This is a genomic window from Pseudomonas sp. TYF_14 (genome assembly GCF_043105275.1).
Classification (GTDB): Bacteria; Pseudomonadota; Gammaproteobacteria; order Pseudomonadales; family Pseudomonadaceae; genus Aquipseudomonas; species Aquipseudomonas alloputida.
The window spans coordinates 204,549-224,775 of sequence record NZ_JBICLK010000086.1 but is presented as its reverse complement, the minus strand read 5'-3'; the positions used below and the strand labels follow the sequence as shown (position 1 = coordinate 224,775).

General features: G+C 54.2%; 23 protein-coding genes. 9 read left to right on the top strand and 14 right to left on the bottom strand.

From position 1 onward, the window contains the following. Window positions 1–41: 41 nt before the first annotated feature. From ehuA to ehuB, 4 genes are all read right to left on the bottom strand, one after another. Window positions 42–809, bottom strand: a complete 768-nt coding sequence (gene ehuA / locus ACF8O8_RS23785) for an ectoine/hydroxyectoine ABC transporter ATP-binding protein EhuA (RefSeq protein WP_185280359.1) — start codon at window positions 807–809, stop codon at window positions 42–44. A 98-nt stretch (window positions 810–907) separates the two neighbouring features. Further along, on the bottom strand, window positions 908–1,564 hold the full coding sequence (gene ehuD, locus ACF8O8_RS23780) for an ectoine/hydroxyectoine ABC transporter permease subunit EhuD (RefSeq protein WP_392510585.1): 657 nt from the start codon (window positions 1,562–1,564) through the stop codon (window positions 908–910). Continuing rightward, window positions 1,564–2,220 (bottom strand): ectoine/hydroxyectoine ABC transporter permease subunit EhuC, encoded by a 657-nt coding sequence (ehuC, locus tag ACF8O8_RS23775; protein WP_185280040.1) that lies wholly within the window; start codon window positions 2,218–2,220, stop codon window positions 1,564–1,566. Before ehuC ends, ehuD begins: the two co-directional genes overlap by 1 nt. A 70-nt stretch (window positions 2,221–2,290) precedes the next feature. Further along, window positions 2,291–3,145 carry an ectoine/hydroxyectoine ABC transporter substrate-binding protein EhuB gene (ehuB, locus tag ACF8O8_RS23770; RefSeq protein ID WP_049276648.1) on the bottom strand — a complete coding sequence of 285 codons (855 nt, stop codon included), beginning with the start codon at window positions 3,143–3,145 and terminating at the stop codon, window positions 2,291–2,293. 246 nt (window positions 3,146–3,391) lie between these two features. Here ehuB and ACF8O8_RS23765 point away from each other — a divergent pair, with 246 nt between their 5' ends. The 7 genes from ACF8O8_RS23765 (at window position 3,392) to ACF8O8_RS23735 (ending at window position 12,044) form a co-directional block, all read left to right on the top strand. Then, window positions 3,392–4,789, top strand: coding sequence for a PLP-dependent aminotransferase family protein (locus tag ACF8O8_RS23765; RefSeq protein ID WP_392510625.1), 1,398 nt, complete (start codon window positions 3,392–3,394; stop codon window positions 4,787–4,789). Window positions 4,790–4,895: 106 nt separating this feature from the next. Further along, window positions 4,896–5,888 (top strand): hydroxyectoine utilization dehydratase EutB, encoded by a 993-nt coding sequence (gene eutB, locus ACF8O8_RS23760; protein ID WP_049276649.1) that lies wholly within the window; start codon window positions 4,896–4,898, stop codon window positions 5,886–5,888. A gap of 11 nt (window positions 5,889–5,899) precedes the next feature. After that, window positions 5,900–6,892, top strand: a complete 993-nt coding sequence (gene eutC, locus ACF8O8_RS23755) for an ectoine utilization protein EutC (protein ID WP_392510584.1) — start codon at window positions 5,900–5,902, stop codon at window positions 6,890–6,892. A gap of 49 nt (window positions 6,893–6,941) precedes the next feature. Then, window positions 6,942–8,132 (top strand): ectoine hydrolase DoeA, encoded by a 1,191-nt coding sequence (gene doeA / locus ACF8O8_RS23750; protein ID WP_185280038.1) that lies wholly within the window; start codon window positions 6,942–6,944, stop codon window positions 8,130–8,132. 503 nt (window positions 8,133–8,635) lie between these two features. Then, on the top strand, window positions 8,636–9,922 hold the full coding sequence (locus ACF8O8_RS23745) for an MFS transporter (protein WP_392510583.1): 1,287 nt from the start codon (window positions 8,636–8,638) through the stop codon (window positions 9,920–9,922). 495 nt (window positions 9,923–10,417) lie between these two features. Next, complete coding sequence (locus ACF8O8_RS23740; RefSeq protein ID WP_154211669.1) at window positions 10,418–11,716, top strand: D-amino acid dehydrogenase; 1,299 nt, start codon at window positions 10,418–10,420, stop codon at window positions 11,714–11,716. Continuing rightward, window positions 11,691–12,044 carry a RidA family protein gene (locus tag ACF8O8_RS23735; protein ID WP_103462949.1) on the top strand — a complete coding sequence of 118 codons (354 nt, stop codon included), beginning with the start codon at window positions 11,691–11,693 and terminating at the stop codon, window positions 12,042–12,044. Before ACF8O8_RS23740 ends, ACF8O8_RS23735 begins: the two co-directional genes overlap by 26 nt. 213 nt (window positions 12,045–12,257) lie before the next feature. Here the strand turns inward: ACF8O8_RS23735 and ACF8O8_RS23730 are convergent, their stop codons facing one another. Beyond that, a complete protein-coding gene (locus ACF8O8_RS23730) occupies window positions 12,258–12,782 on the bottom strand; it encodes a GNAT family N-acetyltransferase (RefSeq protein WP_392510582.1) in 525 nt (174 codons plus the stop codon). A gap of 68 nt (window positions 12,783–12,850) precedes the next feature. On the opposite strand from ACF8O8_RS23730, the gene ACF8O8_RS23725 reads away from it, so the two are divergent. Then, entirely contained in the window at window positions 12,851–13,411 is a 561-nt protein-coding gene (locus ACF8O8_RS23725) for an XRE family transcriptional regulator (protein ID WP_154211667.1), read from the top strand. A gap of 291 nt (window positions 13,412–13,702) precedes the next feature. On the opposite strand, the gene ACF8O8_RS23720 is transcribed toward ACF8O8_RS23725, so the two are convergent. The 7 genes from ACF8O8_RS23720 to ACF8O8_RS23690 all read right to left on the bottom strand — a co-directional run bounded on the left by ACF8O8_RS23720 (window position 13,703) and on the right by ACF8O8_RS23690 (window position 17,673). Next, window positions 13,703–14,068: a histone-like nucleoid-structuring protein, MvaT/MvaU family gene (locus tag ACF8O8_RS23720; protein WP_070094665.1), complete on the bottom strand. Its 366-nt coding sequence runs from the start codon at window positions 14,066–14,068 to the stop codon at window positions 13,703–13,705. A gap of 84 nt (window positions 14,069–14,152) precedes the next feature. After that, window positions 14,153–15,025 carry a restriction endonuclease gene (locus tag ACF8O8_RS23715; protein ID WP_392510581.1) on the bottom strand — a complete coding sequence of 291 codons (873 nt, stop codon included), beginning with the start codon at window positions 15,023–15,025 and terminating at the stop codon, window positions 14,153–14,155. Window positions 15,026–15,138: 113 nt separating this feature from the next. After that, complete coding sequence (locus ACF8O8_RS23710) at window positions 15,139–15,534, bottom strand: hypothetical protein (RefSeq protein ID WP_196169243.1); 396 nt, start codon at window positions 15,532–15,534, stop codon at window positions 15,139–15,141. 181 nt (window positions 15,535–15,715) lie between these two features. Continuing rightward, window positions 15,716–16,294: a hypothetical protein gene (locus ACF8O8_RS23705; protein ID WP_196169242.1), complete on the bottom strand. Its 579-nt coding sequence runs from the start codon at window positions 16,292–16,294 to the stop codon at window positions 15,716–15,718. Between the two features lie 80 nt (window positions 16,295–16,374). Then, window positions 16,375–16,758 carry a hypothetical protein gene (locus tag ACF8O8_RS23700; RefSeq protein ID WP_196169241.1) on the bottom strand — a complete coding sequence of 128 codons (384 nt, stop codon included), beginning with the start codon at window positions 16,756–16,758 and terminating at the stop codon, window positions 16,375–16,377. Window positions 16,759–16,760: 2 nt separating this feature from the next. Next, the gene (locus ACF8O8_RS23695) at window positions 16,761–17,231 is read right to left on the bottom strand and encodes a hypothetical protein (protein WP_392510580.1); all 471 of its coding nucleotides are present in this window, start codon (window positions 17,229–17,231) and stop codon (window positions 16,761–16,763) included. 43 nt (window positions 17,232–17,274) lie between these two features. Continuing rightward, window positions 17,275–17,673 (bottom strand): DUF6957 family protein, encoded by a 399-nt coding sequence (locus tag ACF8O8_RS23690; protein ID WP_367237333.1) that lies wholly within the window; start codon window positions 17,671–17,673, stop codon window positions 17,275–17,277. Between the two features lie 144 nt (window positions 17,674–17,817). Between ACF8O8_RS23690 and ACF8O8_RS23685 the strand changes: the two genes are divergently transcribed. Beyond that, on the top strand, window positions 17,818–18,285 hold the full coding sequence (locus ACF8O8_RS23685; protein ID WP_196169238.1) for a helix-turn-helix domain-containing protein: 468 nt from the start codon (window positions 17,818–17,820) through the stop codon (window positions 18,283–18,285). Window positions 18,286–18,477: 192 nt separating this feature from the next. Here the strand turns inward: ACF8O8_RS23685 and ACF8O8_RS23680 are convergent, their stop codons facing one another. Together ACF8O8_RS23680 and ACF8O8_RS23675 are read right to left on the bottom strand one after the other, a co-directional pair. After that, window positions 18,478–19,542 (bottom strand): hypothetical protein, encoded by a 1,065-nt coding sequence (locus ACF8O8_RS23680; RefSeq protein WP_392510579.1) that lies wholly within the window; start codon window positions 19,540–19,542, stop codon window positions 18,478–18,480. A 179-nt stretch (window positions 19,543–19,721) separates the two neighbouring features. Continuing rightward, window positions 19,722–20,219, bottom strand: coding sequence for a hypothetical protein (locus ACF8O8_RS23675; protein ID WP_392510578.1), 498 nt, complete (start codon window positions 20,217–20,219; stop codon window positions 19,722–19,724). Window positions 20,220–20,227: the final 8 nt, after the last annotated feature.

Sequence of the window (20,227 nt, the reverse complement as noted above, 5' to 3'; positions counted from 1 at the left end):
GCTCTTCAGGGGGGCTACTCCTGAAGAGCCAGCAGAAATTCTTAATTTGCTTCTCTAACGGCGCTCAGAAAGCTGCGGGTACGCTCTTCCTGGGGGTTCTCGAACAGTTGGCCTGGAGCACCTTGTTCATGAATTCGACCCTTGTAGAAGAAGCAAACGCGATCCGCAAACTCCCGAGCAAAGCCCATTTGGTGAGTAACCATAAGCATGGTCAGCTTATGCTCGCTTCCAAGTCGACGGATGACGTTAAGGACTTCACCGCAGAGTTCCGGGTCGAGCGCCGAGGTGACCTCGTCGAAAAGCATGACCTTTGGTCTCATGGCTAGGGCCCGTGCTATCGCGACCCGCTGCTGCTGGCCACCAGACAGTTGCGAAGGGTAATGATCGAGCTTGGCACCCAGTCCCACCATTTCCAGCAACTGCACGGCGCGATCCCTGGCTTCGGCTGGTTTTACACCCAGGACATGGACGGGGGCCTCAGTTACATTTTGCAGCGCAGTACGGTGGGGAAAGAGGTTGAACCCTTGGAATACCATTCCTATTTTGCCCCGGACAGCACGCACGTGCTTCGCGTCGGCTGGAACCAGCTTTCCATTCCTTCCTTGCATGTGAGTCAGCGACTCGCCTTCGACCAGGATGCTCCCCTCATCGATTCCCTCAAGGGTCATCAGCACTCGGAGCAACGTCGATTTACCTGACCCGCTGGGGCCAATGATGGCGACTTTTTCGCCTGCCGAAACATCCAGTTCCAAGCCGTCCAAGACAGTGAAGTCGCCATATCGCTTAGTAACGCTGCGGAAGCTAACCATGGGCTTGCCAATGGCCGGGGACGAAATGGCGGCTGAGCTGACACCAGTCAAAATTTCGCTTGGAGCTATCTGAATGTTGGAAACAGGAGAGGTGGTCATTATTTTTGCTCCAAGCGCGCTTCAACGCGGCGTACCAAATAAGCCAGAACAATACTCAGAACAAGGAAGAACACACCCACCATGGTGATTGGCTCAAGATATCGGAATGTCTCAGAGCCGATGTTCTTTGCTTGCTGCATGATCTCAACGACAGTGATAGCTGAAAGCACAGGTGTATCTTTCAGCATCGCAACTAGGTAGTTGCCAACCGGTGGCAAAATCGGACGAAGAGCTTGGGGTAAAATGATATTTCGATAGGCAAGCGAAGGACTCATGTTGAGTGCTGTCACTGCTTCCCATTGGCCTCGCGGAACCGCATCGAGTCCGCTTCGATACACCTCTGCCAGATAGCTGGCGTAGTGTAGACCGATGCCTAGCACGCCTACTTGCATTGCTGTCAGGCTAACGCCGTAGTTAGGCAGGACGTAATAAAGAAAATAAACCTGGATCAGTAAAGGTGTACTGCGGATAAATTCGATCACCCCACCTATTGGCCAAGAGATCCATATTCTTGCACTGCGTCTGCCAATGGCGAGGAACAGCCCAAGAACGATAGCGATTGCAAAGCCCAGCAACGTGACGCCGATTGTGTTAAGAGCTGCCCGGAACAATTCGGGCAAAAGCTGTATTGCATAGTTCCAGTCGAAGAAATTCATCACAGGCTCCCTTGGACACGACCACGGGCCAGATGTCGCTCTAAACGCCGCATTGCCAAGTTAATCGCTTGGGCCATTACGAAGTACATGAGCAGCGCAAGGGCGAAGACCTTGAGAGTCTCGAATGTAGCCTGATCGAGTTGACGCGCCCTGAAGCTCAAATCTGCAAGCGTTATAAGGGAAACAAGGGATGTGTTTTTCAACAGCTCGATCAGCAGATTAGTTCCAGGCCCCATCGCTGCGAGCAGGGCTTGCGGCAAAATGATGCGACGAAAGCGTGTGAATGGGCCGAAGTTAAGTGCTGTGCAAGCTTCATATTGACCTTTAGCTACCGAGTTAATCGCGCCGCGCATTATCTCTGCACCATAGGCGCCGATGTGCAGCCCAAGGCCAACGATTGCGACGGTATAAGGGCTAAGCTCGAGGTTGAATGGAGGAAGCGGAAGGACGAAGAAAAGCCAGAACAGCTGAACGAGCAGCGACGTACCCCGGAATATCTCAATGTAGACTACGCAAAACCAGCGCAGCGGCCTCCATGTCGACATTTTGCCGAGTGCCGCCAGGGTCGCTGCAATGATGGCCAGGAGAGATCCGAAGAAGGTGACCTGCAGGGTAACCCATGCGCCCTGGAGCATAAGTGGTAGTAAATCTGCCATTTGACCCTACCTCACGTTAAATCAGCGAAAGGCGCGGCAGTGGACTTGACGCGCCGATTTGGATGCAGGGTTACTGCCCGCAGAGCTCCGCAGCTGTTTTGGTGGTGAGGTTGCTCTTGTCAAATCCGAATGGCGCCACTGTTTTCAGGTGCTCTTCACTGCCGAGCCACTTCTTGAGCTGGGCATTGACCTGGTCACGAAGCTCCTTCTCTTCCGGTCTGAAGGCCAAGGCACCGTAGCCGATATGGGAAGGGTCATCTTTGAAGTCGGTCATGGCCTCTACCGAATCACCGCCTTTGGCCGCGAGCCCTTTCATCGTGAGCTGTGTGCCTACAGCAGCATCTGCCCGCTTGGCACGAACTGCCTGCAGCTGAGCCGTGGTATCTGGAACCTGGAGGATTTGTTCGTCTTTCACGCCAGAGTCACGGGCGTACTGGAGCTCCACGGTGCCCGCCATAATGGCCAGCTTCACTTCTGGGTTCTTTGCGACATCTTCGTAGCTGAACAGCTTCTTGGGATTGCCCTTCGGCACCAGGAGCGCGTCAGGGAGCTGGTAGTGAGGGTCGGTGAACAAGACCTGCTTGCAGCGGGCTGGAGTGATGTACATGCCGGCTGCGATAGCATCGAAACGACCAGCTCGCAGGCCAGGGATCAGCGATCCCCATTCGGTGAGTACACCATTGACGTCCTTGATCCCCAACTGCTTGAAAATCGCGGTGGCGATTTCAGGCGACTCGCCCGTGACTTTTCCATCGGTTCCGGTATAGGCGAAAGGCGTTTCGTTGGCATAGCCAATCCGAACACTGCCCTGCTCTTTGAGAGAGTCGAGGGTTGTAGCTGCGTGTGCGGATACGGCGATGCTCGCAATGGCACACGCCAGGGTCAGGCGTTGAGCGACTGCGGAAAGCGAAGTGACCAAGTTCATCAAAAATCTCCCTCTATTGTAATTGGCCCGCGTGGCGCGGAGTTTTGGGCAGATAGAAGATCACGCTGCAGCGCCGCTATTTTTGGAGTTGATAGCGGTAGCTTGAAGAAGACCCAAGCCTTCCTCGGAAGCGTGAGATGAGCATACAAAAGGCTTTCCGTGACGAGCATTGCACTAGGACAATTGATCTCAACATGTTGTAACGTCCATGCTGTAGGCCGTGGCTTAGGAGCAAGCATAGCGATGATGGAAAAATGGCGGGAAGCGGTTGAGCACGCCCGTGGCGGCGAGTCGAAGTACAAGATTCTTGTCCAAGCGATCAGATCGGACATCGAACAGCATAAGCTGGCGGATGATCAGCGCCTGCCACCTCAACGGCAGGTTGCCGATGCCTTGGGCATCAGTGTCCAAACCGTGACAAACGCCTACAAGGAACTCGAGCGCCAAGGGCTGGTAAGGTGCGAAGTGGGTCGCGGGAGTTTCGTTTCTCGGCGAATGAGTGACCGTGTAGCGAGCTACATTCTCGATGCTCCCGAGCGCGCACTCGTCGATCTATCCACCGCCCGAATCATTCACACCCCAGAGCATGACAGGTACTGGCGAGAAACATGTGCCGAGCTTGCTAATGAGGTCGATCAAAGCTGGATTCGGCTGTGCCGACCTGTAGCGGGGCTCGATGCTCATCGTGATGCCGCCTGCCATTGGCTTGGGCGCCTTGGCTTGCCAGGGCTGGCTCGTGAAGATGTGTTGATCACAAATGGGGCAGCTCACGGTCTGTTCCTGGCGCTGGCCTCCCTTGCAGGCCCTGATGACCTGGTGCTCTGTGAGGGCATGACCGATCACGGTGTTATTGGGAACTCTCAAGTCCTCGGTTTCAATCTGAAAGGCCTAGACACTGATCGTGACGGGATCGATCCCGAGCACTTTGAGGATATCTGCAGCAACGAGCGCGTTACGGCCCTGGTATGCACGCCGAACCTTAATAACCCGACCAGCGCGTTGATGCCCAATAGCCGTAGGAAAGAGATAGCCTCCATCGCTCGTCGCTTCGGTGTCCACATTATTGAGGATGACGTTTACGGCCCCCTGCTTAACCAGTACGAAGGCCCTCCAATCAGCTCATATGCCCCCGAGCTCTCGTTTTACTGCACCAGCATGACGAAGTCAGTTCTGACTGGGCTGCGAATTGGGTTCCTTAAAGTACCTAAACGACTGGCGCTGCGAACAGAAAGCATCCTCCGCGTGACGAGCTGGATGGCTGCCCCCATGCTTGCCGAGGTTGCCGCACGGTGGATTATGGATGGGAGGGCCGACACATTGATCCAACACCAGCGAAGGCTCCTGGAGACACGCCAGAAGCTGGTAGCAGACGAGATGGGGGACTACCTCTATTGCCATCGCCCTCATTCATTAAACGCTTGGCTGAATGTGCCAGCACATTGGGATGTTTCCAGCCTGGTGCGCACACTGCGACAACAGCATATTGCGGTTACGTCACCGGAGCCGTTCTCCGTTCGGGGGGTGACCCCAGCACGCGGCATCCGGCTTTGCATCGGCGCTGAAACGAGTGAAAGCGAGCTATCCCAGGCCCTGAAAACCATGCGGATGACTTTCGAACAATACCCAGGAGTCCATGACTTCTGACCGTTTGACACAAATCTGAAAAAACGCCACTGGATTGCCCTAGTACATTCATTATGACAATCAGCGGCTCGTAGACTCCGAAAAAACAATCGTTCGGTGGTCTACCATGCCGGCAGTATCAGTTCGAGAGGCCCTCATCGCCCGGGAGCGCATTAAGCACCTGGTGCGCGAAACGCGAATGGAGCTCTCTCCAAGCCTCTCCGACTTCATGAAAGTGCCCGTGTACCTCAAGCTGGAATGCCACCAGGCGACTGGTAGCTTCAAGCTGAGAGGGGCCACGAACGCGATAGCGGGCCTTACCTCTCAACAGCGTGCTCTGGGAGTAGTAACCGCTTCAACGGGCAATCATGGTCGTGCCCTTTCCTATGCCGCAGCTGCCGCCGGCGTTCGCGCTACCGTGTGCCTTTCAAGGCTTGTCCCTTCCAACAAGGTGGCTGCGATTCGTGCGCTGGGCGCCGCCGTGCAGGTGGTTGGTAACTCTCAAGACGATGCTCAGTTCGAAGCTGCCCGTCTTGCTCAAGAAGAGGGCCTTACCTTCATCCCTCCTTTCGATCACCAGGACGTAATTGCAGGCCAAGCCACTTTGGGCCTGGAGATCGCTGAGCAACTCCCTTCCGTTTCGCAGGTACTCATACCGCTTTCGGGTGGAGGACTTTTCTCCGGCGTGTCCTTGGCGCTCAAAGCACTACTTCCTCAGGTGAAAACCCATGGTGTGAGCATGAGGCTTGGCGCAGCAATGGCACAGAGCCTCGAGGCTGGAAAGCCCGTGAATGTTGAGGAAGTAGCCACGCTGGCCGACTCGCTCGGTGGCGGAATTGGTCTGCGAAACCAATACACATTTGAACTCACCCGTCGATTCATCGACCGCGTGATTTTGCTCAATGAAGGCTCAATCGCGGATGCGATGCTCCATGCCTACTTAGAAGAACGGCTCGTCATTGAGGGAGCAGGAGCGGTAGGTATCGCAGCTCTGCTTACCAGGCAGGTTGAAGCTCAAGGGCCAATCGTGATCGTCGTGAGCGGTGGAAATGTCGACATGGCCCAACACCAACGTATCATCCTGGAAGCTGTGCGCGACCGCCGCCCAGCACGTGCTTGAAGAGGTGCCATGTGAACGAAGTCCTTCTGCTTAACCAACGCGAAATCCGTGAGTGCGTAACGCTCGATACAGACAGTATCGACGTAGTGGAAAACGCATTTGCATCGCTGGCCAGAGGCAAAGTGGTCATGCCGCCAGTCCTCCGGTTAGACATCTCCGAGCACAATGGCGAGGTGGACGTCAAAACCGCTTACCTGCCAGACCTTGAGAATTTCGCTATCAAGGTCAGTCCAGGCTTCTTCAACAATCCTGGTCTAGGCCTACCAAGTCTGAACGGCATGATGATGCTGCTCTCTGGACGCACTGGACTTCTCCAGGCGCTCCTACTCGACAACGGATACCTCACTGCCGTTAGGACAGCAGCTGCTGGGGCTGTGGCTGCACGTTGGCTCGCCCGCCAGGACAGTGAAGAGGTTGCCCTTCTTGGTGCAGGTGAACAGGCCGAGCTTCAACTCAAAGCGCTGCTTCTTGTACGGGATATCAAGCGAGTACGGGTATGGGCTAGGAGTGCCCCAAAAGCGCAGCAACTGGCCTTGCAGCTATCGAGCGTCTACGGCCTGGAAGCCACTGCCGCAGAGTCGGTCGATGAAGCAATGTCGAGCGCTGACATTGCAGTCACCTGCACGCCGAGCAATCAGCCAATTTTACATCGCAGGCACTTGCGGCCTGGTCTCCATATCACGGCTATGGGGGCAGACACCGAACACAAAAACGAGGTTGCTCCTGAGGTAATAGCAGCAGTCGATCACTACGTTGCGGATCGAGTCAGCCAGACGGCAACACTCGGAGAACTCCATCACGCGATCAACGCTGGTGTTGCACAAGACCCTCGTGTGTACGCCGAACTGGGTCAGGTGATCCTTGGAGATCGCGTCGGAAGGTTGACTCCAACCGACGTAACTCTTTGCGATCTCACCGGCACAGGCGTTCAGGACACAGCGATTGCCAACCTGGCTTTTTCCAGAGCAATCAGCACAGGCAAAGGCTTGCTCTACAACAACTGAATCACCAGGCAACGCAATAAAACCATACCCCAATCATGAGGGATCGATCATGTCTGAAATTGTTGTGAACCTTCCGTTTACACGGGAGGAGTACGCCCAGCGTATCGCCAAAGTCCGTGCAGAAATGCAGGCTAGGAACATTGAGCTGCTGCTGGTTACTGACCCTTCGAACATGGCTTGGCTGACCGGCTACGACGGTTGGTCGTTCTACGTCCACCAGTGCGTACTGCTGGCCATGGAAGGTGAGCCTGTTTGGTATGGCCGTAACCAGGACGCTAACGGCGCTCGACGTACTGTCTTCATGAAGAAAGACAACATTGTCGGCTACCCCGATATCTACGTTCAGTCGACTGAACGGCACCCAATGGACTACCTCTGCAAAGAGGTGATCCAGGCGCGTGGCTGGGATTCGCTCACTATCGGCGTTGAGCTGGACAACTACTACTTCAGCGCTGCGGCATACCTGGCACTGCAGCAGCATCTGCCCAAGGCCAAGTTCGTCAACGCGAACGCGCTCGTAAACTGGCAGCGTGCGGTGAAGTCCCAGCAAGAAATTTCCTACATGCGTGTGGCTGCCCGAATCGTCGAAAAGATGCATGACCGCATCTTGGAACGCATTGAGCCCGGCATGCGGAAGAACGAGCTGGTTGCTGACATCTATGCCAGTGGCATTCTCGGTGTCGATGGCTATGGCGGGGACTACCCGGCCATCGTGCCGCTGCTTCCTACCGGAGCAGACGCCAGCGCCCCACACCTGACCTGGGATGACTCTCCATTCAAGGTCGGCGCCGGCACCTTCTTCGAAATCGCCGGCTGCTACAAGCGCTATCACTGCCCGCTGTCCCGAACTGTTTACCTGGGCAAGCCACCGCAGCATTTCATCGATGGTGAGAAAGCAGTCGTCGAAGGTATCGCTGCCGGCCTCGAGGCCGCCAAGCCTGGCAACACCACTGGTGATATCGCACGTGCCTTCTTCGGCGTGCTTGAGAAGTTCGATATCCACAAGGACAGCCGTTGCGGTTACCCAATCGGTATCAGCTATCCACCAGATTGGGGCGAGCGCACCATGAGCCTGCGCCCGAGCGACAACAGCGTGCTCAAACCTGGTATGACCTTCCACTTCATGCCTGGCCTATGGATGGATGATTGGGGGCTCGAGATTACCGAGAGCATCCTGATCACTGATACTGGGGTCGAGACGTTCTGCTCGACTCCTCGCAAGCTCTTCGTCAAGGACTGACGAGAAGTTTGCAAGTCGCTGGAGTTATAGTTCCACGGCTATCTTCAGCGACAATGTGATGGTGCCTTAAAGCACCATCACTCCAGCCACTTCTTTGTTTTACAAAAAAGCACGCAGCCTTGAAGAGGTTGAAAGTTGATTGTTCCCCAGGGAGCGAATCAACCTGTGCCTAACGCCTGAAACTTATCAAGGACGACGCTGGATAGAAGTAACACACCATACTGGGTTGGTGGCATAGACCTCCTGCTCAAGCGCTAAAAGACAGATAACAAAAAAAGGTGACAACATGCCCCACAGCGACTTCTTGCATAACTGCCAACTATTATCGAAATCAAAGAGCGGCTTCGCGATAGAGCGCAGATCAGCAGTTGGTCATTTGGCCATGTGCATTCAAGCCTGACTAGCCAGTTCGTCTTACCTAAGAAAAGTGGTAAATTATGTCTATTAGTACGCATCCAGCTCCAAGCATTTATTCGAGCACATTAAAAAGCTCGAACACGAGCATGCCTCGCAAAGCCGTGGTCGCCGCTGCATTAGGCAACGCAACGGAATGGTTCGATTACGGAATCTATGCTTACGGGCTTACCTTCATCTCAGCCGCCTTGTTTCCTGGCTCTCAATCTGAAGCCCTTTACTTCGGCCTAGCAACATTCGCTATCTCGTTCCTCATTCGACCCCTTGGCGGGATGTTTTGGGGGCCGCTAGGTGACCGAATTGGCCGCAAGCGTGTGCTGGCCATGACTGTCCTCATGATGTCTGTAGCAACATTTATTATTGGCATCCTGCCTACTTATCAATCGGTAGGCTGGATAGCACCTGTAGCGCTTATCGCGCTGAGGCTCATCCAAGGTTTCTCAACAGGCGGTGAGTACGGTGGAGCAGCTACCTTTCTAGCGGAATACGCGCCTGACAAGCGGCGAGGTTTTTACGGTAGCTTCCTGGAGTTTGGCTCCCTCGCTGGTTTTTCACTCGGCGCTTTGTTGACCTTGAGCGTATCGGTCGTCATTGGAGATGCCGCCATGTACGAGTGGGGGTGGCGCGTTCCATTCCTGATCGCAGCTCCACTGGGCGTCATCGCAGTCTATTTGCGCACCAGGATCGAAGACACCCCTGTGTTTCTAGAGCTCGAAAAGAAGATGGCAAGCGAGCCTGCTCGACCGAAGACTTCTATTGCTGAAATTTTTGGGAAATACAAAAAGGCAGCATTGTCGCTAGGGGTTCTGGTAGCAGCACTGAACATAACTTATTATATCCTGCTGGCATACATGCCGACCTACATGCACAAGGAAGTTGGGGCGAGCGAGAACATGTCATTGCTTGCGCCTCTGGTTGGAATGTTGGCCATGATGATGTTCATACCATTTGCGGGGCGAATCTCAGACGTGGTTGGCTTCAAAAAGATGTGGCTATTCTCGCTTGTAGGTCTTTTCATTTTAGCGATCCCGATGTTCAAGCTCATGTCTACAGGGCTGACGGGTTCAATGATAGGATTTGCAGTGCTAGGGGCATTTTTCGTCCCTCAGCTTGCCACTATTTCCGCCATGTTCCCGGCAATGTTCCCAACGCAAATCCGGTATGCGGCGCTGGCCATTGTCTACAATATTTCGGCCTCTATTTTTGGCGGAACAACACCACTGGTATGCGATCAAATTATTAAATTCCTCGGTTCACCTGACGCACCTGCCTACTACATCATGATTGCATCAGCACTTGGGATTATTGCGTTGTTCTTTGTGATCGAGACTAAAGGTTGCTCGATTCGCGGGGATGGAATCCCTGGGGCAAAATAACCTAATAGGCAGATGGTATAGAGCCTGGGTGCAAATCAGCACCCAGGCTGTCGCGAAGCTACAATCCTCCGGGCAAACCGACCGGCTACGTCCATCTAAGCAGCAGCGCTTTACCCTTCCTTTTTATTCTTATCTCACCGCTGGCATCTGGCCCTGATATCAGTGTCTTCGTTATCTCTTGCCCTTAATCGAAGCCGTGCGGTTTAACGCAGTTTACCAACGAGAAAAGCCAAAAGCGCGCAGGAATTGAGCGTTAATGCCCTCTCTTTCGCGTCATAACGCAGCATTTCATCAATCATGTAGTTGCCGGCAACACAAACCACTGGATTGGCGAAAAAGCATCCGAAAGATTGCTTATGTTCTTCAGCGATTTTAAGATTTTTAGCTGAGCTACGTTACTTATTCAGCGAAATTCACTTCTGGTATCTAGTTACACTGGCCGCATCGCGCACTGCGAGAAGAACAAAGAATTTCTAAATTACGAGGTGCCTGGAAATGCGTGTACTGATACTCGGTAGCGGCGTCGTCGGAACTGTCAGTGCCTACTACCTCGCGCGAGAGGGTTTTGAAGTCGTCGTGGTAGATCGCCAGGACGGCCCCGCGATGGAAACAAGCTTCGCAAACGCAGGGCAGGTCTCTCCGGGGTATGCCTCACCTTGGGCCGCACCTGGAGTGCCATTGAAGGCCATTAAATGGATGCTTCAGCAACACGCACCTTTAGCGATCAAGCCTACGTCTAGCCTGGATCAGTATCGTTGGATGATCCAGATGTTGCGCAACTGTAATCCGGCAAGCTATGCAGTCAACAAAGAGCGGATGGTTCGGATTTCCGAATATAGCCGAGACTGCCTGGATGAACTCAGGGCTGAGACTGGTATATCTTACGAGGCTCGCCAGCTCGGAACTACGCAACTGTTCCGCACTCAAGCTCAAGTAGATAATGCTGCTAAGGATATAGCTATCCTGAAACAGTCAGGCGTGCCTTTCGAGTTACTTGATCGCGACGGAATTGCTAAAGCTGAGCCGGCGCTCGCAAGTGTGCGCGATAAGTTGGCAGGGGCTCTTCGCCTACCAAATGATCAGACCGGTGACTGCCAGATGTTTACGCGGAAGCTGGCAAAAATGGCTGAAGAGCTTGGCGTAGAATTTCGTTTTGGATGCAATATTGATCGCCTCGAGTGTTCTGGAGATATCATTTCCGGCGTATGGATCAATGGGAAACTCGAAGTAGCCGACCAGTATGTGCTGGCACTGGGAAGTTACAGCCCCCAGATGTTGAAGCCACTGGGCATCCAGGCACCTATTTACCCGCTGAAGGGATACTCACTTACGATTCCCATCACGGATGCAAGTATGGCTCCGTCATCCACCATTCTTGATGAAACCTACAAGGTTGCTATCACACGCTTCGATGATCGAATCCGTGTTGGTGGCATGGCTGAAATCGCAGGCTTCGATCTGTCACTGAACGCTCGCCGCCGAGACACGCTTGAGCTTGTTGTAGGCGACCTTTATCCAAAAGGCGGGGATCTCACCAAAGCTACGTTTTGGACAGGGCTACGCCCAGCAACACCTGACGGAACTCCAATTGTTGGTAAAACAAAATACCGCAACCTGTTCCTCAATACCGGCCACGGGACTCTAGGCTGGACGATGTCTTGCGGCTCAGGTCGGTTGTTGGCCGATTTGATGGCAGGAAAAAAGCCAAAGATCAGCGCCAAAGGCCTTGATATCTCCCGTTACTCCAACCAAAAGGAAGCCCATAATCATGGCAATCCAGCGACTGCACTCTAATAAGCGCCTGAGCAACACCGTTATTCACAACGGCATCGTCTATCTCGCAGGCCAGTTGGCGAACAACCACGATGCCGACATTCGCACTCAAACTGCCGAGACCCTGGCGAACATCGACAGGCTTCTTGAAGAGGCCGGTAGTCACAAGTCGAAAATCCTCACAGTGACTATCTATCTGAAAGACATCACCACCGACTTCGCTGCCATGAACGAGGTTTGGGAAGAGTGGGTCGCGGAAGGTCAGGCTCCTGCGCGAGCTTGCGTTGAGGCGGCTATGTTCAAGCCAAGCCTGCTCGTTGAGATGTCCGTAATAGCCGCAATCGCCTGACGCTTTCAAGCGTACCCGGCAAGCCGCCTAGCCTGCCTGGCAACAGGTCAGCGCCGCTCGCCGGGCATCGCTAAATCGATCCAGGAACAAACTCATGAACCACGTGCTAGCCGAAATTAAAGAGTCGAACGAGAGCTCATCGCGGTCAGTCGCAACATCCACAGACAAGATTGCTAATGGCTAGCAGTTCATCACATGCCTTGAAGCCATGATTTAATCCTCGGTTGGTGAAGCTGGTGTCTCCAATATCCTTTGGTAAAAACCCAGATCCAGCCACTGACCGAACTTGAATGCAGCCTGCTTGATCACCCCAGCCTCAACGAAACCGAGCCGCTCATGCAGTACGATGCTGCCTCGGTTGGTGGTATCGATCCCTCCTATCATCGTGTGGACGTCACGGGCGGTAGCCTCTTCGATGAGCTTCAGCATCAGCAGCTTCCCCAGGCCCTGACCACGAAAGTCGTGGTGGATGTAGACCGAGTGCTCGACGCTGTATTTGTAGGCAGGCCAGGCGCGGAACGTCCCATAGCTGGCGAAACCGAGAAGCTTGCCGGCATCGTCTTCAACGCCAACCACCGGAAAGTCGTTCCGACGCTTTACCTCAAACCACCCGATCATGGATTCGGCAGTCCTAGGCTTGTAATCGTAAAGGGCCGTGGAGGTCAGAATCGCGTGGTTGAAAATCTCCAGTATCGCGGCTGAATGCCGTTCTTCGGTACAACGCACTAGGTTGTTCATATGCTCTCCGTGAATCCACTATATGATACGATTCGTATCGTATAGATGATTTTGCCAGAAGAGAAGACATGAACACGATTGATCAGATCATCGCAAAACAGCTTTCATCGCTCCGTCAGGAACAGCGCCTGAGCTTGGCCGAGCTTGGCGAGAAGGCAGGCGTGAGCAAGGCCATGATCTCGAAAATCGAAAGACTTGAAAGCAGTCCAACAGCTGCAGTTCTGGGTCGACTGGCAGCGGGCTTAGGGGTTTCGCTGACCGAGCTACTCACAGAGGAAACTGCGCTTCCTTACTCAATTCTGCGACGTCAGGCAGACCAGCCAACCTGGCAGGACAGCCAAAGCGGCTACATCCGCAGGCAGGTCGCGGAACGGAAGGAGTCTAGCAGTAGCGAGCTCATCGAAATCGACCTGCCACCGGCTACTCGAGTCGATTACCCTCAATGGCACAGCAATCCCTACCATCAGCGAGTTTGGTTGCTCGAGGGGGCGCTAGAGGTGCTGTACGGTGACGACAGATACTCGATGCAGCCTGGCGATGTGCTTGAATTTGCGGTCGACAGGCCGGTGAGTTACATCTCTGGCCAGGACGAAGGCTGCCGCTACCTGCTGAACCTTTTATATCTATGAATGCAGGCTATTTGGCCACGCGGACGTGACGTCCAACGCCGATCCATACTGTTCTCAATGAAATCGCTGATCGCACTCGAAACCACTTCTGAGCCAAGCATCCAGGGTACTTACACACATAAAAAAACCGCCTGGAAAGGCGGTTTTTCAAGGTCTTGCCCGGGGTCTCCGGCTCTCCACGACGGGGTTTAGGTTGCCGTTGAAGAGGTCTTTTCCTCAGAGAGGTTTTGGTGCCGGACACGTACCACATGAGGCTACCTAACTGACATTTGCTGCGTCAAGAAGCGATGCTTACTGACGCCACGATTCCACAGTCTCGGCACCGTGCTCAGCTTTCCATTCTTTCAGAACAGCGTGGTTGCCGCCCTTGGTTTGCACAACTTCACCGTTGTGCGGGTTTTTGTATACCTTGAGCTCGCGTGGCTTACGAGTGGATTTCTCTTGAGTCTGAGGGGCTAGACGACGAGTGCCAGCTTGCGGATCCAGGATGTTAATCACTTCGCGGAGGCTGTAACCGTATTCGCCAAGCAAGGCGCGGAGTTTGTTTTCAAACTCCATTTCGGCCTGGATGGCGCCATCGCTTTTCATCGCTTCCAATTCTGCAAGCTGCTGAGCGAGTTGCTGCTCGAGACGACGAAATTCTGCAAGACGAGACATTGTTAGCTTCCTACATTGTTGGTGGGGCAAGAATACATTCAGTTAACGCCCAACTGCTATCCCGGACTGAAGATAAGTCTCGATCTAAAACAGGCTATTCACCTCAACGAACACCGATCCGGTCTCTGCGGCAGCTCGAACCTTGCGGTCGATGACGTCGGCGAACGGTATCTGTTTGTCGAGTGCGTCGCGGATATCTTTGCCAGAAATACACACCAGGCTTTTCCCACGACCGAAGGCTTCTAATCCAACATCCGTGAAGCCGTAGTAGCTGATGAACACTCCGCGTGTCCATGCAGCCTTCTCGTTGATCTTGCCCTGTAGGACATGAAGCTCACCAGCTCCAACGGGGTTAGTTACCCACTTCGCTTCGACGAGGTAGATGTCACCGCGACACATGAAGCTCCCGTCGATCTGTTCCCCGGTATTCCGGAATGGGGCACGTGGTTGGAGGTTGGAGGCCTCAAACAGCTGCTGCAGGAACGTCTCAAACGCATAACCTCGTGCCTGGGGCGCGAGCTTATGGATATCCAGCAGGGCCTGCTTGAGCTTGGCCGCCTCATCAACGCTGACTTTGCGTACTGCGGCAAATGGATCGCCTGCAACGCCGCTACTGGAGGTGCCCGATTCCAAATCTTGGATCAGGGTCAGAAAACGCCCTTCGGCATTCGCAACTGGGTCATCTCGACCTTCATACAACAGGCGAGCCTGTCGATGTGCCCACACGGCCTTCAAGGCTCGTACACACGTCTGGGTATCTGCAAGGTTTAGGAAGCTGCGAAAGCGCTTGGCCTTGGACGTACCATCGGCGGTGAAGAGTTGATCATCAATATCGAGCTCCAACTCCCCGAGGAAGAACCGGCTGAAGGTAGCGTTCGAAAAATCCAAAACGTACCCCCCTTCCATTTCGAAGAGGAGATCCAGGAGCTTCATATCAAACGGTTTTATCTTGGGCATGCCACGCGTCCTTGATCAAGCACAGCGAATCGAGCATACGACATCGCTGTGAAAGACCCAACGGGCTATCGCGCTCAAAGCCCACCATCCTTAACGATAGTAAGCCCGGACTTCTACTCAGAAGTAAGAGAGGCATTGCTGCTATGTGCGGAGCAGAGCGTGCTGACCCAGGTCGTACCCACCTGCCTTCCAGGAGAGCCACAGTAGGAGCAAGTCTTCAGCGATAACTCGGTGGCAACATCTACCGCGCCTCGGCAGTAGGCATCCCCGCCATCGTAGAAGAAGTGCAGCTCTCCGAATTTTGATTTGATCTGCGCGACGGTCACCGGGACAACCTCTGGATGTCGAGCCAGGTGATCCCGCAGCGTATCGCACAGTGCGAGGAGGAGGTTTTTCCAGCCAGGCCCGCAGTAGATCACATCGACGCCAGGATCAGAAAACAGCTGCGGATAGCGCTGACGGAACTCTTCTATGTCGATCTCGGGTAGAGCTTCAGGCGGCGTCTTCATAGTGCTCAAGGTTCACTGTAGGGGTAGAGGCCCGGCCATGTGATATGCGATCAAACCGCAAGCGGAACGCGCAGGCCAGGGATGGGCAAAGGCGAGAGGATGAAAGTCCGCGAGGGCCGAGACCGGCAAGGCCGGGCTCAGTTCACGACAGCCGCACCTCCGAAGGAGGCTCGTCCAGGCTTCAACGATGCAGTTTGCTGAAGCGCTCCACGAGCTTGCCGGGAGAAATCGACTGCCATGTCTCAAACGCATTTGCTTTACGGAATAAGTTGATGCCTATGCCAACAAAACCAGCAAACACCAAACCAGCGATGGTAAGAGAATAACCAGTCAGATCAGATACAAATTGAGCAAAGGCATTGTAAGATCCACCACTTCTATCGAACAGACCGATTGCAAAAAACAAGGCAACCCAAGAGAGCAGGAACGCAACACCCGCTACTACCGCACCGTTGGCCCAAATACCAACCTGACTGGTGTATTTTAAGCTAGGCTGCTCAAGAACCCTTCCACTCGCGTCCTTCACAGCAAATACAAATCCTTTATTCTTCACTTTGTTTCTAGACTTCTGAACCAGGCCGTAGAACTCATACTGACCGCCATTCTCCAGCTCTTCGTAGATACGAGTCGGCATTCGGAAATTGGGTATGAGCACATCATCGATTTTCATGATGACCTGAACATTATCTGAGAAGCTCTCAAAAACCCGTATGTCTTCTAAGCACCCCGAAAACTTCAGATATTCAAACTTTATAAACACTTGCAGCTCCTTGCTCAATTCCTGAATGACAGGCAGGGGGGGCCTTGAGCACACCTCGGCGTGCTCAGGCTCGATCTAAATCAGTGCAGCTGTGTATTGGGGAAGCGGTCTCCAACCAGGCGGCAAAAATCCCTCAGGCTGCGGCGCCCACCATCACGGCGAAAGGTAGCCACTACGTACTTGGAGTTCATGGTCGTGATCACCCAGAACCTACCTTCTTTCTTGATAGCCACGATGTCGGAGGTTTGGATCAAGTGCCCATCGGCGAATCGGCCATGAGGCCCTTGCCGCACATGCCCGAAGACGACGCCAACGGCACTGAGTCTATGAATGTGGACATTCACCAGAAATGCCGTGATCTCGTCCTCGTACCCCTGGCCTACAGCTCGAGCGATACGCAACAGGTCGAAGTCCGAGTAGCGCTTCACGAGGTAATCCACCTTCACCGTGTTGTCCTTTGCCATGCCTACGCCCTCCTAGGCTGAGCTGCAGCACCGGCCTGAGCCATACCGCGTCGGTACAGCTCTTTGACGTCGTTCAGGGAGTCGGCACCGAGACCAGGCTCATGCGTATCGACGTACACAGCACCACCCTCTACTTCCAGTACGCAAACAGCCACACCAGCCTGGTTGTGTCCCATCGACAGTGAAGTGAGCTTCTCCATCCTCCAACCACCATCCTTGTTCATCCAGGATGGGGTGACGGCTTGGACTTCCTGTACAACAAAGCTCTCATCTTGGGATACCAGTAACTCCACAAGGCGCATTTCATCGTTGAGCATCTCCTCGTAGGCAACGAATCGATCCTCATGCCGGCGCTTGAGGCTGACGTGATACCAGTGAGTGGCCAGAGATCGTGTGACGGCATGAAAGTGAGCCAAGCCGTCTCCAAACATGCCTACTGGGCCAGCTTGGTCTTGCGTGCTAATGCGGAACATCGTGAATCTCATCAGGGCAAGCCCGCCAGGCGGAACCTGCGGGTCAACATAAGCCGAAAATTGTCTTCAGCGAGGCGGTCTGCTCACGACCAGGGCCAACCAGGACGTACACGGTGTTGCGCGTTTCAAACATGCACACGCTGTCGTAGGTCTTGCACAGCGTCGAGCGCACCCAACCCCCTGGTGGGAATCGGCCCTCGCTGTCGTAGTTGACGCAATGGGAGTACAGGAACATCGGCTGCAGGCCTAGAGACCTGACTCTGTCCAGCGACTCCTGTGGCTCGTCAACGTGGAAGATGAGCCAGTCCTCAACCAAGCAATACGGCCTGCGAGGAAAGCGTTCGGCAAGCAATGCCTCAATTTCGGGTTGGGACAGCGACGTCCCTGCGGAAGAGACGTGCCCTTCCTGGAGCAGCTCGTGCTCTACGGAGCTATCAGTCACCAATTACCTCGGTATTCAAAACGACGAGGTGATGTGCGAACGGGAACGTAGCGGCAGATCGCCGTTCGACTCACTCAAACCAATATATCTGTTTGAGCGAGCCTAGGCAAACGAGGCATACCGTCTCCTTTTGCGGAGGCAGAAATGCCGCTACGCCACTCTCTCGCCGCCGTGCTCCAGTCGCTCCGAACGCAGCAAGGCCTGTCTCAACAGGAGATTTCCGGCCTTCTTCGTCAACAAACGATCAGCGAACTGGAAGCGGCTCGCTTCACGGCCACCATCGATACCGTGAGGGATCTTGCCATTTCGCTGGGCATCAGCCCAGCCACCCTGTTCGCCATGGTCATTGCAGCTGAAAATCAGCAAACGACTCACCAGGTGCTGATCGATGCAATCGTGGAAGCAGAGGCATTGGGGAGAGCCAGCGAGATAATGGAACGTCGACCTCGCGAGATTGAGCATCCACGAGTGACGGCTGCGAGAGAGAAGTGGAAGGCAGTACAGGCGCTGAAAAAAGACGGCCTCACCCAGGCAGAGGTGGCTCGTGCTCTAGGGTACTCGAAGGGCACTGTGTGGCGGCTCTGGGAGCGAGAGCCAGGCAGCTCCGGCTAAGAAGCTCAGAGCGAAACGAGAGCTGAAGGAGGCCGGCCTTTCTCAGGCCGAGGTCTGCAAGATGCCGGGGTTGCCGGATACCACTGTTGGGCGTCTGTGGCACGCAGGCGAGTGATAACCAAGCGCTTTTTTTGAGCACTATTCATTACACGGCATCTCAGGGAGAAATCTTGACGCGGCGGGCTGGCGCGGCTACGGCGCAAGCATCTGCTCGAAATCCTTATCTTTGCCGGTAAAGAACATCATGGCCGTTCGGGACTGCAAGCAGTTTTCCGCTTCCTCACTGAATAGTGAGCGTTCGATAGGATCAGCCCAAATTTGGGCCACACCCTCTTTGCGGAATACCTCCATCGGGAGAGGAAATGACGCATACGGATTGTGATAGACCCTCAGCCCATCGGTGATCTTTTCCGTGCATTCATCGCCCTTGGAAACAACGTGCTCCAAGCCGCTCGGAGATGACCAGGTCGAACGAATGACCGCAGTCGGACAACCGCACATCGCATCTACTTTCCCCCAGGTGCCCAGATGACTGAACACCACTGCGCTGATGTGGCTGAAGCGCGGACAGTCGAAAAAACCCAGCTCGATCTCTGCTCCATTGTCTTTTTGAACGCTCTCCAATGTTTTGCCTTCTAGACCGTTTGGGAAGCGCTCAGGATTGGCTAGGTACTCGGCCTCATCCACGTAGTAATCGAACAGCAAAGCTTCAATTGGTCGAAAGGCCTGCAGATGGAAACCGGGTTGTTCAAAAGGGGCAATAGCGAGGACGAAGGGACGACCTTTGACATGGTCATGGAGGGCGTATTTGTCATCGAATTTTTGCGACTTGCTCATGAAGGCATTAGCCAAGCGAATGATGGCAACCCGATTGAGCTCGTTGAAGTCGACGTTCTTGTAAAACTCTGGCGTCATTCCCAACCCCCATTCCGGCGTTGCGTCAGCGGCATGGTTGGCAGTGGTAGCCTCGATGGTGAATTTCACGCTACCCGCTGTGAGTAAAAAGTCGGGTGCAGGATGAGTCCAGTCAAACGAGAAGCCATACTCGCGAAAGGCCGCGTGCAGGTAGATTTCCCAGAAGCTCGAGTTGAAGGTCGTCTGAAACTCCCTCACAAACTTATTATCCCTGTCGGGGAACCCCTCGAGCCAGCGCAGTAGCTCATCTCGCTGATAATGCCGGCCCTCACGCCCATCGGTGATCGTTTTGAAATGCGGATGGAGCTTGTCGGTAGGGTAGAGAGGGTTTAGCAAGTCCACGGGAGCCACCGTCGCAGCAGAATGATGACATAAGGTAGTACCTGTCATCGTATCTAGGAAGAGCTAGACCTGGAGCATGCCAGACTCATGCAGAGGCTCCAACCATTGCGCTTCACGCCTGTCGTGAATTTCCCGACCTGCCCGGCAAACAAGAGCCAGTTTGCCGAACAAGCGCTCGATCAGCGTGGGTTATAACCACTACGTGCCAGGGCATTTTGCACTTTTCCGACAGCGGCTCGGATTGAATAGGCTTCGTCATCATCTACTGTGCACCCACGGAACTCGCTCCAGTGGGATCGCTTAAAGAATTGGGCGAGTGCCATAGCCTCTCCGTGGCTCATGAAGGCATCCGCCTGGCAGCCATCAATCTCGAAAATCACTCTGACGTCACTGTACTTGGCCGGCTTACTCATGGGGGCGCTCCTTTTGGGGAAGTTTTGCGATTTGTGGACGAATTGCTTCATTTCCTCTCGTGACGCTAACACCTGATCACGAATCTCCTCGGGGTCGATGGCCATGCCACCTCCAGGTGTTGTTCTCAGCGTCTTGAGTGAGTTCACCGCGTCGATGAACGACCGCTCTCTGGCTTTCTCAAGTTCAGAGCGATCATCATCTGTAGTGAGGCTCCACAGGCGTTTGCCGAAATTTACGGCAGCCCGCCTTGAGCGACGGTACATAGATTGTC

Excerpts from the sequence above, each read along its gene's own strand:
- eutB (WP_049276649.1), top strand. The coding sequence starts at position 4,896 with ATGCCGGCAGTATCAGTTCGAGAGGCCCTCATCGCCCGGGAGCGCATT.
- ACF8O8_RS23730 (WP_392510582.1), bottom strand. The coding sequence starts at position 12,782 with ATGAACAACCTAGTGCGTTGTACCGAAGAACGGCATTCAGCCGCGATA.
- ACF8O8_RS23765 (WP_392510625.1), top strand. The coding sequence starts at position 3,392 with ATGGAAAAATGGCGGGAAGCGGTTGAGCACGCCCGTGGCGGCGAGTCG.
- ACF8O8_RS23685 (WP_196169238.1), top strand. The coding sequence starts at position 17,818 with ATGCCGCTACGCCACTCTCTCGCCGCCGTGCTCCAGTCGCTCCGAACG.
- ACF8O8_RS23720 (WP_070094665.1), bottom strand. The coding sequence starts at position 14,068 with ATGTCTCGTCTTGCAGAATTTCGTCGTCTCGAGCAGCAACTCGCTCAG.
- ACF8O8_RS23745 (WP_392510583.1), top strand. The coding sequence starts at position 8,636 with ATGCCTCGCAAAGCCGTGGTCGCCGCTGCATTAGGCAACGCAACGGAA.
- ehuA (WP_185280359.1), bottom strand. The coding sequence starts at position 809 with ATGGTTAGCTTCCGCAGCGTTACTAAGCGATATGGCGACTTCACTGTC.
- doeA (WP_185280038.1), top strand. The coding sequence starts at position 6,942 with ATGTCTGAAATTGTTGTGAACCTTCCGTTTACACGGGAGGAGTACGCC.
- ACF8O8_RS23740 (WP_154211669.1), top strand. The coding sequence starts at position 10,418 with ATGCGTGTACTGATACTCGGTAGCGGCGTCGTCGGAACTGTCAGTGCC.
- ACF8O8_RS23715 (WP_392510581.1), bottom strand. The coding sequence starts at position 15,025 with ATGCCCAAGATAAAACCGTTTGATATGAAGCTCCTGGATCTCCTCTTC.
- ACF8O8_RS23735 (WP_103462949.1), top strand. The coding sequence starts at position 11,691 with ATGGCAATCCAGCGACTGCACTCTAATAAGCGCCTGAGCAACACCGTT.
- ACF8O8_RS23725 (WP_154211667.1), top strand. The coding sequence starts at position 12,851 with ATGAACACGATTGATCAGATCATCGCAAAACAGCTTTCATCGCTCCGT.
- ACF8O8_RS23700 (WP_196169241.1), bottom strand. The coding sequence starts at position 16,758 with ATGGCAAAGGACAACACGGTGAAGGTGGATTACCTCGTGAAGCGCTAC.
- ACF8O8_RS23695 (WP_392510580.1), bottom strand. The coding sequence starts at position 17,231 with ATGTTCCGCATTAGCACGCAAGACCAAGCTGGCCCAGTAGGCATGTTT.
- ehuD (WP_392510585.1), bottom strand. The coding sequence starts at position 1,564 with ATGAATTTCTTCGACTGGAACTATGCAATACAGCTTTTGCCCGAATTG.
- ACF8O8_RS23675 (WP_392510578.1), bottom strand. The coding sequence starts at position 20,219 with ATGTACCGTCGCTCAAGGCGGGCTGCCGTAAATTTCGGCAAACGCCTG.
- ehuB (WP_049276648.1), bottom strand. The coding sequence starts at position 3,145 with ATGAACTTGGTCACTTCGCTTTCCGCAGTCGCTCAACGCCTGACCCTG.
- ACF8O8_RS23710 (WP_196169243.1), bottom strand. The coding sequence starts at position 15,534 with ATGAAGACGCCGCCTGAAGCTCTACCCGAGATCGACATAGAAGAGTTC.
- ehuC (WP_185280040.1), bottom strand. The coding sequence starts at position 2,220 with ATGGCAGATTTACTACCACTTATGCTCCAGGGCGCATGGGTTACCCTG.